16 protein-coding genes are annotated in these 18,375 nt (G+C 54.8%); 7 read left to right on the forward strand and 9 right to left on the reverse strand.

What is annotated here, in order from left to right:
• Positions 1-7: 7 nt before the first annotated feature.
• The 4 genes from pcaF to pcaC are packed head-to-tail and all read left to right on the forward strand — an operon-like array spanning position 8 to position 3,721.
• Entirely contained in the window at positions 8-1,210 is a 1,203-nt protein-coding gene (pcaF, locus tag AC0IWZ_RS08885; protein ID WP_471677560.1) for a 3-oxoadipyl-CoA thiolase, read from the forward strand.
• A gap of 9 nt (positions 1,211-1,219) precedes the next feature.
• Positions 1,220-2,575, forward strand: coding sequence for a 3-carboxy-cis,cis-muconate cycloisomerase (locus AC0IWZ_RS08890; protein WP_471677558.1), 1,356 nt, complete (start codon positions 1,220-1,222; stop codon positions 2,573-2,575).
• Complete coding sequence (pcaD, locus tag AC0IWZ_RS08895) at positions 2,572-3,330, forward strand: 3-oxoadipate enol-lactonase (protein WP_034495078.1); 759 nt, start codon at positions 2,572-2,574, stop codon at positions 3,328-3,330. The genes AC0IWZ_RS08890 and pcaD overlap by 4 nt, the downstream gene beginning before the upstream one ends.
• A gap of 4 nt (positions 3,331-3,334) precedes the next feature.
• Positions 3,335-3,721: a 4-carboxymuconolactone decarboxylase gene (gene pcaC, locus AC0IWZ_RS08900; protein WP_115628896.1), complete on the forward strand. Its 387-nt coding sequence runs from the start codon at positions 3,335-3,337 to the stop codon at positions 3,719-3,721.
• Positions 3,722-3,806: 85 nt separating this feature from the next.
• Here pcaC and pcaQ read toward each other — a convergent pair whose 3' ends face one another.
• The 3 genes from pcaQ to pcaH form a co-directional block, all read right to left on the reverse strand.
• Positions 3,807-4,730 (reverse strand): pca operon transcription factor PcaQ, encoded by a 924-nt coding sequence (pcaQ, locus tag AC0IWZ_RS08905; RefSeq protein WP_034495082.1) that lies wholly within the window; start codon positions 4,728-4,730, stop codon positions 3,807-3,809.
• Positions 4,731-5,457: 727 nt separating this feature from the next.
• Positions 5,458-6,078: a protocatechuate 3,4-dioxygenase subunit alpha gene (gene pcaG / locus AC0IWZ_RS08910; RefSeq protein ID WP_471677557.1), complete on the reverse strand. Its 621-nt coding sequence runs from the start codon at positions 6,076-6,078 to the stop codon at positions 5,458-5,460.
• On the reverse strand, positions 6,078-6,815 hold the full coding sequence (gene pcaH, locus AC0IWZ_RS08915; RefSeq protein WP_034495085.1) for a protocatechuate 3,4-dioxygenase subunit beta: 738 nt from the start codon (positions 6,813-6,815) through the stop codon (positions 6,078-6,080). The genes pcaG and pcaH overlap by 1 nt, the downstream gene beginning before the upstream one ends.
• A gap of 255 nt (positions 6,816-7,070) precedes the next feature.
• On the opposite strand from pcaH, the gene hglS reads away from it, so the two are divergent.
• Positions 7,071-8,414 (forward strand): 2-oxoadipate dioxygenase/decarboxylase HglS, encoded by a 1,344-nt coding sequence (gene hglS, locus AC0IWZ_RS08920; RefSeq protein ID WP_471677556.1) that lies wholly within the window; start codon positions 7,071-7,073, stop codon positions 8,412-8,414.
• A gap of 84 nt (positions 8,415-8,498) precedes the next feature.
• Here the strand turns inward: hglS and fbpC are convergent, their stop codons facing one another.
• The 6 genes from fbpC to AC0IWZ_RS08950 all read right to left on the reverse strand — a co-directional run bounded on the left by fbpC (position 8,499) and on the right by AC0IWZ_RS08950 (position 16,349).
• The gene (fbpC, locus tag AC0IWZ_RS08925; RefSeq protein WP_471677555.1) at positions 8,499-9,548 is read right to left on the reverse strand and encodes a ferric ABC transporter ATP-binding protein; all 1,050 of its coding nucleotides are present in this window, start codon (positions 9,546-9,548) and stop codon (positions 8,499-8,501) included.
• Positions 9,549-9,562: 14 nt separating this feature from the next.
• Positions 9,563-11,641 carry an ABC transporter permease gene (locus AC0IWZ_RS08930; RefSeq protein WP_471677554.1) on the reverse strand — a complete coding sequence of 693 codons (2,079 nt, stop codon included), beginning with the start codon at positions 11,639-11,641 and terminating at the stop codon, positions 9,563-9,565.
• 64 nt (positions 11,642-11,705) lie between these two features.
• Positions 11,706-12,737 carry an ABC transporter substrate-binding protein gene (locus AC0IWZ_RS08935; protein ID WP_034495116.1) on the reverse strand — a complete coding sequence of 344 codons (1,032 nt, stop codon included), beginning with the start codon at positions 12,735-12,737 and terminating at the stop codon, positions 11,706-11,708.
• A 9-nt stretch (positions 12,738-12,746) separates the two neighbouring features.
• Positions 12,747-14,090, reverse strand: a complete 1,344-nt coding sequence (gene uhpC, locus AC0IWZ_RS08940) for an MFS transporter family glucose-6-phosphate receptor UhpC (protein WP_410372551.1) — start codon at positions 14,088-14,090, stop codon at positions 12,747-12,749.
• An 87-nt stretch (positions 14,091-14,177) separates the two neighbouring features.
• Positions 14,178-15,719, reverse strand: a complete 1,542-nt coding sequence (locus AC0IWZ_RS08945; protein WP_410372550.1) for an MASE1 domain-containing sensor histidine kinase — start codon at positions 15,717-15,719, stop codon at positions 14,178-14,180.
• Positions 15,720-16,349, reverse strand: coding sequence for a response regulator transcription factor (locus AC0IWZ_RS08950; protein WP_172894395.1), 630 nt, complete (start codon positions 16,347-16,349; stop codon positions 15,720-15,722).
• Positions 16,350-16,451: 102 nt separating this feature from the next.
• Between AC0IWZ_RS08950 and AC0IWZ_RS08955 the strand changes: the two genes are divergently transcribed.
• Positions 16,452-16,766, forward strand: a complete 315-nt coding sequence (locus AC0IWZ_RS08955; RefSeq protein ID WP_471677553.1) for a hypothetical protein — start codon at positions 16,452-16,454, stop codon at positions 16,764-16,766.
• Between the two features lie 238 nt (positions 16,767-17,004).
• Positions 17,005-18,362, forward strand: a protein-coding gene (locus tag AC0IWZ_RS08960; protein WP_471677552.1) for an IS3 family transposase whose coding sequence is annotated in 2 segments (ribosomal slippage) — positions 17,005-17,455 and positions 17,455-18,362 — 1,359 coding nt in all. Because the reading frame shifts where the segments join, the coding sequence is not laid out codon by codon here.
• The last annotated feature ends 13 nt before the right edge of the window (positions 18,363-18,375 follow it).

Genomic DNA, 18,375 nt, shown 5'->3' on the forward strand with positions numbered 1-18,375 from the left:
AACTATGATGAATCAAGCATTTATCTGTGATGGAGTGCGGACTCCGTTTGGTCGTTTTGGTGGCACACTCTCCAGCGTTCGCAGCGATGATTTAGCCGCGTTGCCGTTGAAAGCGTTACTCGAGCGCCATCCGAACCTGGATTGGTCAGCGATTGACGATGTGATCTACGGCTGCGCAAACCAGGCCGGGGAAGATAACCGCAACGTCGCCCGCATGGCGCTGTTACTGGCAGGATTACCCGAAACCGTACCGGGCAGCACCATCAACCGTTTGTGCGGCTCAAGCCTTGATGCATTGGGTATAGCGGCGCGGGCAATCAAAAGCGGTGAAACGCATTTGATGATTGCGGGCGGGGTGGAAAGCATGTCGCGCGCACCGTTTGTGATGGGCAAAGCCGAAAGCGCGTTTAGTCGCAGTATGAAAATGGAAGATACCACCATCGGCTGGCGGTTTATTAATCCGCTGATGAAAGCGCAATACGGCGTGGATCCGATGCCAGAAACGGCTGAAAACGTGGCGACGGATTTCAACATCAACCGGGCCGATCAGGACGCATTTGCATTACGCAGCCAGCTTCGCACCGCTCGCGCTCAGGAAACGGGGATGTTCGACGACGAACTGATTCCGGTTTCCATCGCCCAGCGCAAAGGCGAAGCGGTGCTGTTTAGCCGCGATGAACATCCGCGCTCCACCTCTATTGAAGCGCTGGCGAAACTCAAAGGCGTGGTGCGGGCGGAGGGCACCGTCACCGCCGGGAATGCATCCGGCGTAAACGATGGCGCATGTGCTTTGTTGTTAGCCAGTGAACAAGCGCTAAATACCCACGGATTACAGCCGCTGGCGCGTGTCGTCGGCGTGGCAACGGCAGGGGTTGCGCCCCGGATTATGGGTTTTGGCCCGGCTCCCGCAGTGCGTAAAGTGCTGGCGCAAACGGGCTTAACGCTGGCGCAGATGGATGTGATTGAATTAAATGAAGCCTTTGCCGCGCAGGCACTGGCTGTGATGCGCGATCTAGGCCTGCCGGATGACGCTGAACATGTGAATCCGAACGGCGGCGCGATTGCGCTTGGGCACCCGCTTGGCGCGTCAGGTGGGCGTCTGGCGATGACCGCCGCGTATCAGCTCAAGCGCAGCGGCGGACGTTACGCGCTATGTACTATGTGTATTGGTGTCGGTCAGGGGATTGCACTGATAATCGAACGCGTTTAAGGAGCAGGCATGACACTGTTTACCCCCATGTTGCGTGCATCACCGTTGAGCGAAATTTTCAGCGATGACAACACGTTACAAGGGATGCTGGATTTTGAAGCGGCACTGGCGCTGGCTTGTGCGAAATGTGGCGTGATCCCGGAATCGGTTATCACCGTGATTTCCGCGCAGTGTCAGGCCGATAAACTCGACCCGCAGGCGCTGGCGCAAGCGGCGGCTGGAGCCGGAAACCTGGCGATCCCGCTGGTGAAACAGCTCACCGCTAACGTAAAGCGTCAGGATGAACAGGCCGCGCGGTACGTTCACTGGGGAGCAACCAGCCAGGATGTGATAGATACGGGCCTGGTTCTGCAACTGCGGGAAGCGTTTTTAGTTTCTGAAGTGCTTATCGAACAACTCATCCGCGCGTTAATCGAACAAATTCAACACCATCAGCACAGCGTCATGGCGGGCCGCACCTGGATGCAGCACGCGCTGCCGATCACTTTTGGTCTGAAACTCGCAGGAACGCTTGATGCGCTATTGCGCTGGCAGCAACGCCTGCATGAAATCAAACCGCGTGTGCTGGTGCTGCAATTCGGCGGAGCCGCCGGAACGCTGGCCTCGCTGAAAGAGCAGGGAATTACGGTGGCGCAGGCGTTGGCAAACGCCCTGGAGCTTCATCAAGCCGATACACCCTGGCACAGCCAGCGCGACAGGTTGCTGGAAACCGCCGCCTGGTTCGCTGGTGTGGCGAGCACGCTCGGGAAATTTGCCAGCGATTTTTCGTTACTGATGCAAACCGAAGTTGCCGAAGTCGGCGAGCCGATTGCAGAAGGGCGCGGTGGTTCATCAACCATGCCGCACAAACGTAACCCGGTAAGCTGCGCGGCAATTTTAACGGCAAACACACGCATTCCGGGGCTGATGGCGACGATGTACGCCAGTCAGAATCAGCAGCATGAAAGGGCGCTTGGCGGTTGGCAGGCTGAATGGGAAGTGCTGCCGCAACTGATTACGCTTGCGGGTGGGGTGATGCAAACGTCGCTGGAATTACTCAACGGCATGCAGGTGAATACCGTCAAAATGCGCGCCAATCTGGATATCACTCACGGCCTGATTATGGCGGAATCCGTGACGCTGGCCCTGGCGGAGTTTATGGGCAAACAGCCTGCGCATCACTTAGTGGAACAGCTCTGCCACCGTGCGCTGGATGAAAACCAGCCGCTTGCGGCATTGCTCGCAGAAAACCCACAAGTCACGCCATATCTTTCTTTGACTCAAATCGAACATTTGCTCGACCCGCAACACGCCCTCGGCAGCAACGACGCGTTTATCCGCCAGGTTCTGGCGCGGGCGGCACAACAAACCAGGAGGGCAACATGAGCCTTTATTATCAACTGGAAGGGCGCAGTGGCGCACCGGTCGTGGTGTTGTCGAACTCGCTGGGTACCACGCTTGAGATGTGGCAGCCACAAATGGCGGCATTGCTTGAGAATTTCCGCGTGCTGCGTTACGACACACACGGCCACGGACGCACCACCAAAAATGGCAAAACAACGCTGCCGCAACTAGCGGAAGACGTCATCAGCGTGATGGATGATGCAGGCGTTAAACAGGCGCATTTCTGCGGGATTTCCATGGGCGGGCTGACGGGTTTATGGTTGGCACGTTTTGCCCCGGAGCGTTTTCTTTCCGTCACCGTTGCCAACAGTGCGGCGAAAGTGGGCGAACAAAACGGCTGGCTTGAGCGCGCACGAACCGTGCGTCATGACGGTATGGAGGCCATCGCTAACAGTGCGCCACAGCGCTGGTTTACCGAAGATTTTGTGAAACATCACCACTCGCAAGTTGATGCCCTGTGCGCAACCCTTGCGGGCATTGATACGGAAGGTTATGCCTCTTGTTGCGAAGCGCTTGCCGCCGCCGATTTGCGGGGTGAAATTGGCAACATCACATTACCGATGCAGTTTATCGCCGGAGCCAGTGACCCGGTTTGCAGCGTCGCCGACAGCGAATTTATGCATCAGCAAGTCCACGGCTCACATCTCGTCACGCTTGAATCCTCGCATCTTTCCAATGTCGGCGACGCTCATGGTTTCAATGTGGCGCTGCTTAACTTTATTCAACAGGACGACTGACATCATGAAGGACGAAGAACACTATCAGCAGGGCATGGAAGTGCGTCGTGCGGTGCTGGGTGACAGCCACGTAGACCGTACACTGTCCCAGCTCACGCCGCTGAATGACGAGTTTCAGAACTTCATCACGCGCTATGCATGGGGTGATATCTGGACACGGCCGGGGCTTGAGCGCCATACCCGCAGCATGATCACCATCGCGATGTTGATTGCGCTAAACCGTGAAGCCGAGCTGAAAATGCACCTTCGCGCCGCATTTAATAACGGCGTGACGCGGGATGAGCTTAAAGAGTTGATCATGCATTCGGCGCTGTACTGCGGTTTACCCGCAGCCAACGCCACCATGCATCTGGCACAACAGGTGTTTGATGAGTTGGATGCCGCCGGTTAATTCATGTCGGATGACGCTAACGCTTATCCGACCTACGAAAACAGTGTTGTAGGGTGGATAAGCCATAGGCGTCATCCACCATTTTTCACCCCGGAATCGATTTCCGAATCGACGACAGTAAAATCTGCGCTGCTGGAGACAGTGGCGTATCCACCCGCGTTAAAACCCCAATCGGCTCGCCAACACCTTGCGTAGTGACCGGTAGCGAAGTCAGCGTTCCCTGACGCAAATCCTCTTTCACGGCACCTGAAGGCACAAACCAGACGTAGTTGTAATCGACGGTCAACTGGCGCGAAAGCGAAGCAGACAGCGTTTCAACACAGGTGGCCGACATTTTACACCCCTGGCTGACGAGCAGCGTTTCCGCGTTCTGACGTGGAATCGTCCCCTTCGGCGACACCACGACGGGCCACTCCATCACGCGACTCAGCGTGATATTTTCATGCAGCAGCGGATGCCCAGGGCGCACCACCAGTTTTAATGACTCGAGGAATAACAGCTCATAATTCAGCCCGGTCATCAATTCCGGGTCTGACATACGGCCAATACCCAGGTCCAACTCGCCCGATTTCAAACCAGACAGCAGCATGGTGTTATTCATGGTCGCCACTTGTAACGTGACATCGCTTTGCTGCTTATGAAACTGGCCGATAACTTTAGGTAATATCCCCAGCGCCGCCGTGGGCAGTGCGCCGACGCGAACCACAGTGGTACTTTGCCCATCTTTCTGATTTAGCGATTGCCCGGCGTGATTGAGTGCATCGAGCACCTTCACAGCATGCGTCAGGAACTGCTCGCCCATCAGCGTCATCTGCGCGCCAAGCCGCCCACGCTCAAACAAACGCGTGCCGGTGAGTTGCTCAAGCTCATTAAGCGTCTTTGAAAGTGCAGGCTGGCTAAGATTAAGAGTTTCAGCTGCGCGCCCCAGTGTTCCCTGTTGAGCGACAGCCACGAAAGTATGAAGATGGCGCAAGCGAATGCGCTGACTGAACAAACCGTTTTTTTCCATAACCTGATGTTAAAAACAGACGCGTGGCACTGACAAGATAAGTTGTTTAATTTTGATAACTTGCTAGCAAAATTTCATTAACAACTGAGTTTTATTGATAACAAATGGTGAGGGTGGGGTTATCGGCGGGGCCTTTGCCGGAATGGTGTTTGTTCCGTTCACTAACCGTTCAGTGATCCCTGTAGTTACCGAAACGGTGAACGTGCAAAGGGTGCTAACCGCAGCACCCTTTGCAATCCCGGCTCCCGGCGTTTAAATCGCCGCTGCGCGGTAAACCTCCGTTTTTCCTTTCAGTCCCAGGGGCGGTTGTGACTCGCTCCCGGCGCTCACAACCTCTCGCCGTTCCTGACGGCTCGACCCGGCCTTACAGTCAAAACGGAGGCGATTTATGCCGGACTCAAAGGTCAACGTCAAAAGCTAAGGTCAAAAGCCGAATCGGTTTTGACCTTGTCCCCGGTATAAATTGCCCCAGCGTTACCCATAAGTCAGGGTTGAGCTGCCGGGAGCAGCGAAAGAGAGCGATCGCCGGGAGCGAGTCGCGAACGACCCTGAACGTTGGGGATAAGCTGGGGTTTACCGCGCAGCGGCAATTTAATTACCGGGCGCCAGGATTGCCAAGGAGAGGGCGCTCTCTCCTTGGCACGTTCACCGTTCACAGAACAATGTGGGAACGAATTGCTTTCGGGTGAACGGAACACTGCGATCTTGCCAGAAAACGGTGCCCCACCTATACATCAAAAAACACCGTCTCCTTCTCCCCCTGAAGATAAATATCAAACGTATAAACAATCTCAGATCCGCGCTGCTCGCGTTTGCCAATCAAGGTATTGCGGCGCACTTCCCACTCGATAAGATTCAGCACCGGGTCGGTTTCATTTGCCGTTTGCTCGTCAGAAAAATACATCCGCGTATTCAGGCCGATGTTAATTCCGCGAGCCACAATCCACAGGTTCAGATGCGGAGCCATTAATCGCCCATCGCGCCCGACAACCGCACCAGGCTTGATGGTGTCAAAACGCCACACACCGCTGTCAAAATCTGAACACGTGCGGCCCCAGCCACGGAAATCCTCATCCAGGGCTTTCTTCGTTTGCTGGTCAGCAGGGTGGTTGTAACGCCCGGCAGCGTTGGCTTGCCACACTTCCAACAGCACATCACGCACCGGCGTGCCGGAGCCGTCGAACACCCGGCCTTCAACGACAATGCGTTCGCCCTGGGTGTGGGAGTTGGTCAGCACATGGCTGAAGTTTTTCTCGAAAATGTTAAATCCGGCAGCCTGTGGAGCGAGACCAATGTGCACATACGGGCCTGCGGTTTGCGAGGCGGTTTCGGCTAAATAATCTTTCATCACACGGCTCCTTGAGTGCGATTTTCAAACAGCGTGGCACGTTGACCGCGCAGCACTAAATCAAAGCGATACGCCAGACAATCGAGCGGCACCGCGGCGTGGGTATCCAGTTCGGCAATCAGCGTGCGGATGGCGTCATCGTTATTAATCGTTTTCACAATCGGACACTGCTTGATCAGCGGATCGCCTTCAAAATACATCTGTGTAATCAGCCGCTGGGCGAAGGCGTCACCGGAAAGTGAAAAGTGAATATGTGAAGGCCGCCAGTCGCTGGCCTGATTACGCCACGGATACGGGCCGGGCTTGATGGTGCGGAAAAAGTAATAGCCATTTTCGTCGGTCAGCACGCGCCCACAGCCGCCAAAATTAGGGTCGATAGGCGCTAAATATTTGTCTTTCTTGTGGCGATAACGCCCGCCCGCATTGGCCTGCCATACTTCAACCAGCGTGTTTTTCATCGGGCGACCAAAGCCGTCGCGCACATAGCCATGCACAATTATACGCTCGCCAATCGGCAGGCCGTCTTTGGCGTAATTCATGATCAGATCGTTATCGAGCGGGTCGAGATCTTTTGCGCCAAAAATCGGCCCGGTTATCTCAGAAAGGGAGTTCTGCAATGAGATAAGCGCGTTGCGCGGCGAGCGTAACACACTGGTTTTGTAGCCCGGCGCGAATGCCGGTGGGTGCGAATCGTAATCACGATGAACCAATTCACGAGGTTGCCAAATCTGAGACATAGCCAGCTCCAGTTGTAGGGTATGCAGGGGCGATATGTTGTGGTTTTAAAAATCGCCACAGCCAGTCTCAGTTAATAGGTTGTTAAATTAAAGTGAATTTAAGCGTGGTTTTACATAGCTTTTAGTTATGTAACCGGCGGTTAGCATTACTTCTGATGTACGGCTGTATAGTCGGTCACAAAACGAAAATTCTTCCCCCAAAACCCCCGCACGACATTCTACGCTTTCAGCAATATTCACTGGAGATACGACATCATGGCGAACAACATCACGGCTGATGATATTCAGGAAAAATTTTCGCAAGCAATGTCGGCGATGTACCAGCAAGAGGTGCCTCAGTACGGCACCTTGTTAGAGTTAGTGGCCGACGTGAATCTGGCGGTGTTAGAAAACAGTCCCGATTTGCAGCAACAGCTAGAAAATGCTGACGAACTGGCGCGTTTGAACGTTGAACGCCACGGGGCAATCAGGGTGGGGAAAGCGGAAGAACTGGCGACGTTGCGCCGCGTTTTTGCCGTTATGGGCATGGTTCCGGTCGGCTATTACGACCTCTCCCAGGCTGGTGTTCCGGTGCATTCCACGGCGTTTCGCCCGATTGAGGATGCGGCGCTGGCACGTAACCCGTTCCGCATTTTCACCTCGCTGCTGCGTTTAGAGCTGATTGACGACGAAGCGTTGCGTAAAACCGCTGCGGCCATTCTCGCAGAACGTGACATTTTCACCCCGCGTTGCCGGGCGTTGCTCGATATTTACGACCAGCAGGGTGCATTTACTGAAGCGCAGGCCGACGAGTTTGTGACTCAGGCGCTGGAAACGTTCCGCTGGCACAGCCATGCCACGGTGGATGCGCAGACCTATCAGGCGTTTCATAATCAGCATCGTTTAATTGCCGACGTGGTCTGTTTCCGTGGCTGCCACATTAACCACCTCACGCCACGCACGCTGGATATCGACCGCGTACAAGCGCTGATGCCGGAATATGGTATTGCGCCGAAAGCGATTATCGAAGGTCCGCCACGACGCAACTTCCCGATTTTGCTGCGTCAGACCAGCTTCAAGGCGCTCGAAGAACCCATCATTTTTGCGGGCGTTCATCACGGCACGCATACCGCACGCTTCGGTGAAATCGAGCAGCGCGGTGTTGCGCTCACCCCGAAAGGGCGCGCCTTATATGATGAATTGCTTAACGAGGCGGGCAGCGGCCAGGATAACTTCAGCCATCAGCAGCATTTGCAGGAAATATTCAGCCGCCTGCCAGACAGCGAAACGCTGATGCGCTGCCAGGATCTGGCGTATTTCCGTTACCGTTTAACGCCGGTGGGTGAAATGCACCGCCAGGCGATTAAACCCGGCGATGACCCGCAACCGTTGATTGAGCGCGGCTGGCTGGTGGCACAACCGATCATCTACGAAGATTTCCTGCCGGTGAGTGCGGCTGGGATTTTCCAGTCAAATTTGGGCAGCGAAGGCGGGGCACGCAGCCACGGCCATTCCAGCCGCAACGCGTTTGAAGAAGCGCTCGGTGCGCCCGTTGCCGACGAATTTGAACTGTATCAGCAGGCATCAGATCGCAGTAAAAAACGCTGCGGGTTGCTGTAAGCCGTTGTCGGATGACGCTGGCGTTTATCCCCCTACAAATGCATGATTTTGTAGGGGGGATAAGCCGCAGGCGTCATCCACCATTTACGCAGCATCCGCCAAAATAAACATGCCATACGGATGGATCTCGAGATAATAATTATCCCCCACATCAGGCTGTAAGCGCGTGGCATTCACCTGCAACAGCAGCGACTGCCCATGCCATTCCACCGTCACTTCATATTGCGGCCCCATATACGCCACATGGCGCACCACGCAGCATTGGCTTTCTTCGCCGTGTTCACTCAGCGTTATCGCTTCCGGGCGTACGCCAACCGTGCCTTGCGCCTGAGTGATGGTCAACTGCGGCGGGCGCGGCAAACGGTAGCCGTGGATCTCGACAAAATCGCTGCCAAAGCGTGCCGGGAAGATGTTGGCATCGCCCATAAAACTTGCCATAAAGCGCGATGCTGGCTGGCGATACAGAGTTTGCGGGCTGCCAATCTGCATGATTTCGCCTTTGTTCATCACCAGCACCGTGTCCGACACCGCAAAGGCTTCGCTCTGATCGTGAGTAACGTACAGTGACGTGATGTTGAATTGCTTTTGCAGTTCGCGGATTTTGTCGCGCATGCTGCGGCGCAGGTTGGCGTCAAGATTACTTAACGGCTCGTCAAACAGCAGCACTTTGGGTTTGAGGATCAACGCGCGCGCCAGTGCCACACGCTGCTGCTGGCCGCCGGAAATCTGGTCAACGAAACGGTCTTCGAAACCGTCTAAGTCCACCATCGCCAGCGCCTCTTTGACGCGTGTTTTAATTTCCTCTCGTGGTGTGCCGAGCATCTTCAGCCCGTAACCGACGTTATCGCCCAGCGACATATGCGGGAACAGGGCGTAGGACTGGAACACCATGCAGATGTCACGCTGCTGAATGGAACGGTGCGTCACGTCTTCGCCATCAATAAAAATCTGCCCTTCAGTGGGTTTTTCAAGCCCGGCCACCAGGCGTAAAACCGTGGTTTTCCCGCAGCCTGACGGCCCAAGCAACGTCACCATTTCACCCTTTGGGATCGCCAGATTAATGCCTTCAATGACGGTGTTATTGCCAAACCGTTTCGTGACATTGCGCAGTTCTACAAAATGAGGTTGTGTCATGTTTTACTCCGTAATCACGCGTTGGTTTTGGCTTTTGAGCGTGAGATTCGCGCTTCACCAATCAGCCAGTCAAAAATGAAAATAATGGTCAGCATTACGACGATAAGAATCGAGCCGTAGGCAATCGCCACGCCATATTCGCCATCTTCCACGCGGTTCAGAATGTAGGCGGTAGCCACTCGCGTATCCGGCGTGACGAGGAAGACGATTGCACTAACTGTCGTAATGGCGCGCACAAAGCTGTAGATCAGCGCGGATAAAATCGCCGGGCGCAGCAGCGGTAGCAGAATGTTGATAATGGTGCGCATCGACCCTGCTCGCAGGCTCAACGAGGCCTCGTCGAGCGATTTGTCGATTTGCCCAAGCCCAGCAATCCCGGCACGAATCCCCACGGGGACGTTACGCATCACCATCGACATAATCACAATCGCCGCCGTTCCGGTCAGGTAAACCGGGGCGCTGTTAAACGCCAGGATATACGAAACGCCCGCCACGGTGCCTGGAACGGCAAAGCACAGCATGGTGGTGAACTCGATAGTCTTTTTGCCCCGGAACTGCTGGCGCACCACAATCCAGGCAATCAACAAGCCGAAGAAAGCGGTGATCGGCGCGGCAATTCCGGCGTACAGCAGGGTGTCGAGCAGTGAAGGCCACGCGCCATCGCTCATGCCCTGGCCGAACAGCTTGATGAAGTTATCGAAGGTCAGCGTGTAATCCACGCCCCAGTTGACGGTGAAACTGCCGTAGAAAATGCTGCCATAGAGCAGGGCGTTAAAGGCAATCCACACCGCTAATAACGCGACCACCGCCCACACCAGCGTCACGGGCAGCGGCTGAACATCGCCACGGTTGGATTTACCGGAAACGGTGACGTAGGAACGTTTGCCAATCCACATGTACTGGATGCAGAATACCAGCAGCGAGAACAGCAACAGGAACGCGCCGAGGGTACTGGCGGCCTGGTAATCCAGCTGTGAACCGGTGATGTAGAAGTAGATTTGCGTGGCGAGCACGTCAAAGTTGCCGCCTAACACCAGCGGGTTACTGAAGTCCGCCAGCGATTGCACAATCACAATCAAGAAGGCGTTTGCCAGCGCGGGTTTCAGCAGAGGTAAAAACACCCCTTTGAAGGTTTTCCAGCGCGTCGCACGCAGGGTGTAAGAGGCTTCTTCCAGCGACGGGTGAATGGTTTTAATCGCGCCGTCGAGGATCATAAAGGCCATCGGCGTGAAGGCCAGAACCTGCGCCAGCCAGATGCCGGTAAAACCGTACAGCCAGTTGGTGTTGGTCAGCCCGAACCAGTCCACCATCAGCTCGGTGATATACCCCGAACGACCCATCATCAACGTGACACCAAGGCCGACCACAAATGGCGGCGTGACAATCGGCAGAATCGAGAAGATACGGCCAATAATCGCACTGCGTTTTGCGATGCGGGTGGTGTAGATCGCCAGCACCAGACCGAAGAACGTACAGCCGATCCCCACCGCAATCGACAGCGCGATGGAGTTGATAATCACCTGGATGATATGCGCCTGGCTGAGTACCGCCATAAACGCCAGCGGGGCAAATTCCCCGGCATCATTGGTAAACATCGGAATGAAAATGGCGACACTCGGCCAGACGATAAACACGCCAATCAGCGCCACAATCGTCACCAGGGAACCAATCACAAAGCTGTCGCCACCCAGCCATTCGAGGCGGGTCAAGGCGAGTGTGATCACCATGCCGAGGGCGATAAACAGCACGATAGTGGCGTAGCCCATACCGCGCTCGGTTATGGTTGCGCTGATGACCACAAACGCCATGCAAAACAATGCCCAACCGGCGTCAAAGTAGTGGCGCTGGCGCTTTTCTGGCCCCAGTTCATTGAACGGGCGCAGCAGCAACAGCGAAGGCAAAACGTACCACAGCAGACTAATATTGATGCCCGACCAGCTATAAGCCGCGATCAGTTCTTCGCGGGTCGATTCAAACAGGCCGTAATCCAGGCTCCAGCTTGGCAGCAGGGCGAAAGCCAGCCAGCAAAGCGCCACCCACCAGAGAATAGCGTCCCGCTTTCGAGGCGTACGCAAAAGTAAAGTTTCAGACATAAGTGCCTCATCGGCCGAAAGAAAAAGAGGAACAGGTGACGTGACAATGTCACCTGTTGATGGGTTAGTTACCCATTTTCACTTCGCTAACCCATTTATTGATCAGCGCTTTACGCATGTCGGTCGCACCGTATTTATCCATGTCGTAGTTGATCAGTTTCAGGTCATCGAGCTTGAGCGACAGCGGGGAGCTTTCAGCCGTGGTGTTGGTCAGAATTTGGTAAGACTTGCCTTTTTTCCAGGAGAGTTCCTGCGCTTCTTTGGACAGCACCCAGTCAACGAACAGTTTGGCGTTGTCCATGTTGCGTGCGCCTTTCAGAATGCTGACACCGCCGATTTCATAGCCGGTGCCTTCGCATGGGGAAATCAACTCCAGCGGCGCGCCGTTCTCTTTTTCCAGCGAGTAATCGTGCAGGAAGCCAATGCCGATGGCGGTTTCACCGCGGGCGGCGTTACGCGCCGGGGCGATACCCGATTTGGTGTACTGGGAAATATTGCCGTTGAGTTTTTTCAGGTAATCGAACGCCTGATCTTCGCCCCACAGTTGGGCGAATGTCGCCAGCGCGGTATAGGCGGTGCCTGAGCTTTGCGGGTCAGCAACCTGGATTTCGCCTTTATAGATTGGGTTGGTCAGATCTTTCCAGCACTTCGGCACCGGCAGGTTCTTCTCTTTCAGGCGCTGGGTGTTGACGCCAAAACCGAGAATGCCGATGTACACCGCCGAGGAATAGTTGCCTTTGCGTTTGGCCGGGTCCTGGAACTTCGGCATAATTTGCGCAAGATTGGCTGACTTGTACGGCTCCAGAAGATCCATTTCCCCCGCCTGAGATTGCGGGTCCAGCGTGCCGCCGTACCACACATCGGCCTGCGGGTTTTTCTTCTCGGCATCGACTTTCGCCAGCGTGCTGCCTGAACCGTTGCGGATAAACGAGGTTTTCACATCGTATTTTTCGCCGAAGGCTTTGGTTTCGGTTTCACACATTTCGTTGGTGGCGCTGCAATACACCACCAGACGGCCTTTGGCCTGCGCGGCACCGGACAGGGTAGCCAACGCCACACCCGCAGCAACCAGAGAAGAGAGCACGGTCAGTTTCATATTATTATCCTATTTGTCCTGAGATAAAGGGTCCTGAGGTAAGGTCACTGCCGGGTCCATGGCGCCAACACTCCTGTCCTGCGCGCTGATGCCCGCCATTAACAGGGGCATCAGCAAAAATCCAATCAGTGCGGCGGCCACGGTTAATAACGCGAACATCCCAGACCAGCCGTAACGCTCAATCACTTGCGACAGCGGCCATCCCGCCAGTGCCGCACCCAGATAGGCAAATAAACCTAAGAATCCCGTGACGCTACCCGCCGCCTGTTTATGGCTACATTCCACGGCGGCAAGGCCAATCAACATCTGCGGGCCAAAGACAAAAAAGCCGATGGAAAAAAAACACACCGCCAGCAGCGCGTAGTGGTGAACCGGCGATAACCACAGTGCGGCAACCGAGACAAACAGCCCGAGTGCGAACAGTAAAATCATCGGCCCGCGCTGGCCGCGAAACAGCAAATCTGAACCCCATCCAGCAAACAGTGCGCCCAACAATCCACCCATTTCGAACAGCATCACCGTGGCGTTGGCGCTGAGTAAATTCACGCCGTGGCTTTCATAAAGCCAGATGTTGCCCCAGTCGTTGAGCGCGATACGAATCAGATAAACCAACACGTAACTCACGCCGAGCAGCCAGATCATCGGGTTTTGCAACACCGTGCTGCGAAACATTTGCCACTGCGGCATCGGCGGACTGAGCTGCTGCTGGCGCATTTCCAGCGGGTCATGTCGCCAGACGCCGACCGGGGGTAATCCCAACTCTTGCGGCGTGCCGGTTAAGCTGCGACACAGCCAAATGCCAATCACGATGCCGATGGCACCAGAAACAAACAACGACGCCTGCCAGCCGAACCACAGCGCCATCAGCGCGGAAATCAGCGGAACGGCAGCGCCACCGAGGTTAATGGAGGTATTCCAGCATCCCCACCAGAAACCGCGTTCGTTACGCGAATACCAGTGCGTCAACAACCTCGCGCATGGCGGCCATCCCCAACCCTGGAAGAAGCCGTTCAATGTCCAGATAATCAGCAACATCGGCAGGTTTGTGCCGAAGGCAAAAAGAATATTCAGTACTCCGGTTGCCAGTAATCCCGCACCCATAAACCAGCGAGCGCCCCGGCGGTCGTGCCACAATCCTGCGGCAAATTTCGACAGGCCGTACGAGAGATAAAACAGCGTACCTAATAAGCCGATATCGCCTTTGCTTAACGCCAGATCGACCTGCATTGCCGGGAGCACGAAGCTGACGCTTTTGCGCGTCAGGTAAAATGCGGCGTATCCCACGACCATCGACAGCAGCAAACGTGGGCGCCAGTAACGGTAATCACGACCGATAGTTTGCTCGGAAATCATGCTCGCCCTCCGGGTTGAAATGACTATAGAAAACGCTGATAGAAAGGGGATGAGACAAGGTTTTAGCCAACCAGGAATTATTCCTGGTTATCCCTGTTTTTGTTCAAAAAGTGTGGGCAGGTTAACAATTACACGTGTACCGGACTGGCTTTCGAGCTGTAAATCTCCCCCTAAGGCGTGGATCCGCTCGGCAATTCCCTGCAAACCGTGGCCGTTATGGGTAGTGCCGCTAAAACCAATCCCATCGTCTTTGACTTCCAGGCGCACGCCTTGTGGTTGTTGAGTTAAAGAGATTTCAATCAGGCTGGCATCGGCGTGCTTGAAGATGTTGTTCAACAGTTCCTGCACCAGACGGTAGAGCGTAAACACCACCGGGTCGCTGGTCGGCTGGCCGGGTAAATCGTAGTGAAAACGGCAAGTAATTCCGCGCTCGGCAAAGGCGAACTCCTGCATCAAGTGATGCAGCGCTTTATCGAGAGAAATTTCGTCTAAAACCGGCGGGCGAAGCTGGCGCAACAGGTGGCGAGTCGAGTGGTGGATTCGTTGGGCAAGCTGGTTGATTTGCTCGGCGGCGAGTACCGTGGCATCGCCGCTGGCGGTGCGTTTCACCAGCATCGACTGAATTTGAATCGCAGTAATATTCTGGCCAATTTCGTCGTGCAGCTCACGCGCCAGGTCTTTGCGCGTGTCCTCTTCGGTGTGCACCAGTTGTTCCATTAGCTCGCGCCGCGCCTGCAACTCAATCTCAAGGCGTTGGCGATAACGGTGCAGATTATTGGCCAGATGCTGCTGGCGGCTTATCGCAATCCCCAGCCCAATCCCCAAAAGCGCCTGCGTTGAAAGGAACAGTTCCATCTCCATCAGGCCGTTAAAGCCGCTGCCAATTTGCCGGGCGATGGTAATCATCATGCTGCCGAGCAGGGCTGCCAGCACGCCGCCTTGCCAGCCAAATTTGTAGGCCATCACCACGTTTGGCAAAAACACCACAATCAACAACAGCCGCTCGATTTCTGGCGACACTACCATTTGCGCACCGACGCCAATGATAAAAAATAGGCTGCACCAGATGAGCAATGAAGTGCGCAGCGGCGGATTCGGCGTTTCCTGAGCCAGCAGGCTTTCCAGGTGTTGCTGGCGCAGATATTCATAAATCAAATAGACGAAGGGCGTCAGTACCACGCCGCCGGTAAATGCCGCCAGGAGCGTTTGCGATGGAGTGCTCGAAAGAAAAGGTGTCAGCACTAATGTGTGCAGCAGCGCGTCGCTGGTAATCGCCGCCATTAACAGCGAAAGTCGCTGCCAGTAAAGCGTGTAGCGGTGCCAGTAATGTTGAACAACCAGAGCGGGAACGGCGCTGAGGAAGGGCGAGAGTAACATCACCGGCTCGGTCATCAACTGCTGTTGCCAAAGCCCGCCGAGCAGGCCCAGCACCGGAATAAACAGCGCCGGCCAATAGCGGCGATGCAGCAGAATCAGCAGTGCAAGATGCACGCCTTGCGGTAGCAACAGCGTGGCTTGCTGACCGTTATCGGTGAGATAAAAACTGATCGTCCAGAGTGCAAGCCAGGTCAAACCCCAGGCAAAAACAATAAACAGCGATAACAGCAGATGACGCCACGAACGAGACATTTAGTGCCCGGCTAACAGTTGGTGTTCGAGGGCAAAATGCACCAGGTCGATAGTGCTTTCGCATTGCAGTTTGCCGAGGATATTAGCGCGATGAACATGCACCGTTTTGTGGCTCAGGTTGAGTTGCTCCGCGATGTGTTTCACGCTTTCGCCTTTGACCAGGAGATCGAAGACTTCATGCTCGCGTGGCGTGAGAACTTCCAGCACTTTGGCGGGCTGGCCCGCATGGCGCAACGCTCGCAGGGCATCAGCACACAAATAATGCCCGCCCATCCCGACGGTACGCACCGCCTGCACTAACTCTTCCGGGCCGCAGCGTTTGGTAAGATAACCGCTGGCCCCGGCGTCGAGCGCGCTTTGCACAAAGGCGGTGGTGTCATAAATGCTCAGAATAATGGCGCGAAATCCTGGACGCTGCTGGCGCAGGCGTTTAAGCAAACTCAGCCCATTTTCGTCCGGCATCGCAACATCAAGCACCGCGACATCGGGCTGGTTTTTTATCAACGCAGGAAATGCTTCGGCGGCGCAGCTGTATTGGCCAACGATTTTGATATCGGTTTCAAGGCTGAGTAACTGCGCAAATCCAGAGCGCACCACCACATGGTCATCAACTAAAGCAACGGCAATCATCGTTCTGCTCAATAAGGGGAGTCTGGCGACATCATGCGTGTGAATCTATTCCTTGCAATGGAGATGTAGGGAATATGTTACGGGGGTAACAGAAATGGGGGCATGTCTATGCCGAGAACGGTGGTGTTCCGTTCACCTGAAGGTTATTCGATCCTTCATAAATCTGCGAACGGTGAACGTGCCAGGTGGATAACGACATCCCCCTGGCGACCCCGTCGTCCGGCAAATCAATCGCCGCAAGCGGTAAACCTCTATTTTGCCTCGGTGTCCGGGTCGGTTGCGATTCGTTCCAGACGATCGCGCCCTCCAGCCGTTCCCGACGGCTGGACCCGGCCACCTGGAGTCAAAATGGAGGCGATTGAAGCCGGAACCCAAGGTCAACGTCAAAACCGAAAGACCACACCGAGCTGGTTTTGACCTTGTCCCCGGCTTCAATCGCACCGTTTTTCACCCAACATTCGGGGTCACGTGGCCGGGAGCCACGTGAGAGAACGATCGTCGGGAACGAGTCGCGAACGGCCGCGAATGTTGGGTGAAAAACGGTGTTTACCGCGCAGCGGCGATTGATTTGCCGGGCGCCAGGATTGTCAAGGAGAGGGCGTTGTACTGAACCCCAGATCCTGGACTTTGTATCCAGTATCTGGAGGTTCAAACCATGAAATATCCTGTCTCAGTCCGGCTGTCTGCCGTTCAGTATTATCTTTCCCGAAAAGGGACACTCAATGAAACAGCCCTTTTGTTTGGTGTCGGAAAATCGCCCCTGGGTCGATGGATCCGTGCATTCAGGCAGCAAGGCGAAGCCGGGCTGGAGCACCGACTTTCCCGCACTTATACTCAGGACTTCAGGCTCGGGGTTATTCGCTACATGATGAAACACAAATGCAGCAGTGCCGAAGCTTCTGCGCACTTCGCCATTCCTAATGAAACGCTCATCCAGCAATGGTTGAAGCGTTACCGTGAAGGAGGGGCGGAGGCGCTTCATCCTGTTAAAAAAGGAGTCTCTGTGCCCAAAGCAAAATCCCCTCCTGGCTCAAAACCCTTCTGTGAGATGACCCACGCTGAACTGCAGGAAGAGCTCGAATATCTGCGTGCGGAAAACGCTTATCTAAAAAAGCTGAAAGCCCTGAGAGAGGAAAATGCCCTCAGGGAGCAGCAGAAAAAACAAAAATAGTGCAGTCACTGTTACCCGCGCACCGGCTTGTTTTTCTGCTCCGTGCAGCCCGACTGGCGCGGAGTTCGTACTATTACAATGCCACGAAGCCTGCAGCGGAAACCGACAGATATGCTGGTATTGTGCGGGCTATCATGGCCATTAATGTGTGTCATATGGGGCGCTACGGTTACCGGCGTATGACGCTGGCGTTGAGAAAAGAAGGTTTTACGCTGAACCATAAGACAGTCCGCAAACTCATGAAGCAGCACGGCCTGACCTGCCACATTCGCCGCAAAAAGTATCGCTCGTACATGCCCGGTGGCGGACCAGCTTCAGATAATCTGCTGGCCCGTAACTTCAAAGCGGAAAGCAGCGGCATGAAATGGTGTACAGATGTCACGGAGTTCCGGGCCGGAGAGCATAAGCTTTATCTGTCGGTTGTCCAGGATCTGTATAGCCATGAAATCGTGGCCTGGCATACGTCGCGCAGCCCGTCTCAGCGTCTGGTATGCAAAATGCTGGATGATGCACTGAAGGTGAACTACCGGAAAAAAGGACTCATACTTCACAGTGATCAGGGCTGGCATTATAAAACGCTGATGTGGCGGGCGATGCTGGCAGATGGCGGGGTAACGCAAAGCATGTCAAGGAAGGGTAATTGCCTGGATAATGCCGTAATGGAAAACTTTTTCAGTCATCTGAAAGCGGAGATGTACCACAGGAAACGATATGACTCTGTGGAAGTGCTCAAACGAGATGTTATTGATTATATTAATTATTATAACAATGAGCGTATTAGTCTGAAAACGGGTGGAGTGAGTCCGGTAGAGTACCGGACTCAGATGGAAATACAGCAATAAACTACGTGTCCAG

The organism is Buttiauxella sp. AC142, assembly GCF_979253435.1.

What these genes read in the sequence shown, in the direction of transcription:
- fbpC (WP_471677555.1), bottom strand. Translation starts at nt 9,548, where the DNA reads ATGACACAACCTCATTTTGTAGAACTGCGCAATGTCACGAAACGGTTT.
- AC0IWZ_RS08890 (WP_471677558.1), top strand. Translation starts at nt 1,220, where the DNA reads ATGACACTGTTTACCCCCATGTTGCGTGCATCACCGTTGAGCGAAATT.
- pcaC (WP_115628896.1), top strand. Translation starts at nt 3,335, where the DNA reads ATGAAGGACGAAGAACACTATCAGCAGGGCATGGAAGTGCGTCGTGCG.
- pcaQ (WP_034495082.1), bottom strand. Translation starts at nt 4,730, where the DNA reads ATGGAAAAAAACGGTTTGTTCAGTCAGCGCATTCGCTTGCGCCATCTT.
- pcaG (WP_471677557.1), bottom strand. Translation starts at nt 6,078, where the DNA reads ATGAAAGATTATTTAGCCGAAACCGCCTCGCAAACCGCAGGCCCGTAT.
- uhpC (WP_410372551.1), bottom strand. Translation starts at nt 14,090, where the DNA reads ATGATTTCCGAGCAAACTATCGGTCGTGATTACCGTTACTGGCGCCCA.
- pcaF (WP_471677560.1), top strand. Translation starts at nt 8, where the DNA reads ATGAATCAAGCATTTATCTGTGATGGAGTGCGGACTCCGTTTGGTCGT.
- AC0IWZ_RS08955 (WP_471677553.1), top strand. Translation starts at nt 16,452, where the DNA reads ATGTCTATGCCGAGAACGGTGGTGTTCCGTTCACCTGAAGGTTATTCG.
- AC0IWZ_RS08935 (WP_034495116.1), bottom strand. Translation starts at nt 12,737, where the DNA reads ATGAAACTGACCGTGCTCTCTTCTCTGGTTGCTGCGGGTGTGGCGTTG.
- AC0IWZ_RS08945 (WP_410372550.1), bottom strand. Translation starts at nt 15,719, where the DNA reads ATGTCTCGTTCGTGGCGTCATCTGCTGTTATCGCTGTTTATTGTTTTT.
- hglS (WP_471677556.1), top strand. Translation starts at nt 7,071, where the DNA reads ATGGCGAACAACATCACGGCTGATGATATTCAGGAAAAATTTTCGCAA.
- pcaD (WP_034495078.1), top strand. Translation starts at nt 2,572, where the DNA reads ATGAGCCTTTATTATCAACTGGAAGGGCGCAGTGGCGCACCGGTCGTG.
- AC0IWZ_RS08950 (WP_172894395.1), bottom strand. Translation starts at nt 16,349, where the DNA reads ATGATTGCCGTTGCTTTAGTTGATGACCATGTGGTGGTGCGCTCTGGA.
- pcaH (WP_034495085.1), bottom strand. Translation starts at nt 6,815, where the DNA reads ATGTCTCAGATTTGGCAACCTCGTGAATTGGTTCATCGTGATTACGAT.
- AC0IWZ_RS08930 (WP_471677554.1), bottom strand. Translation starts at nt 11,641, where the DNA reads ATGTCTGAAACTTTACTTTTGCGTACGCCTCGAAAGCGGGACGCTATT.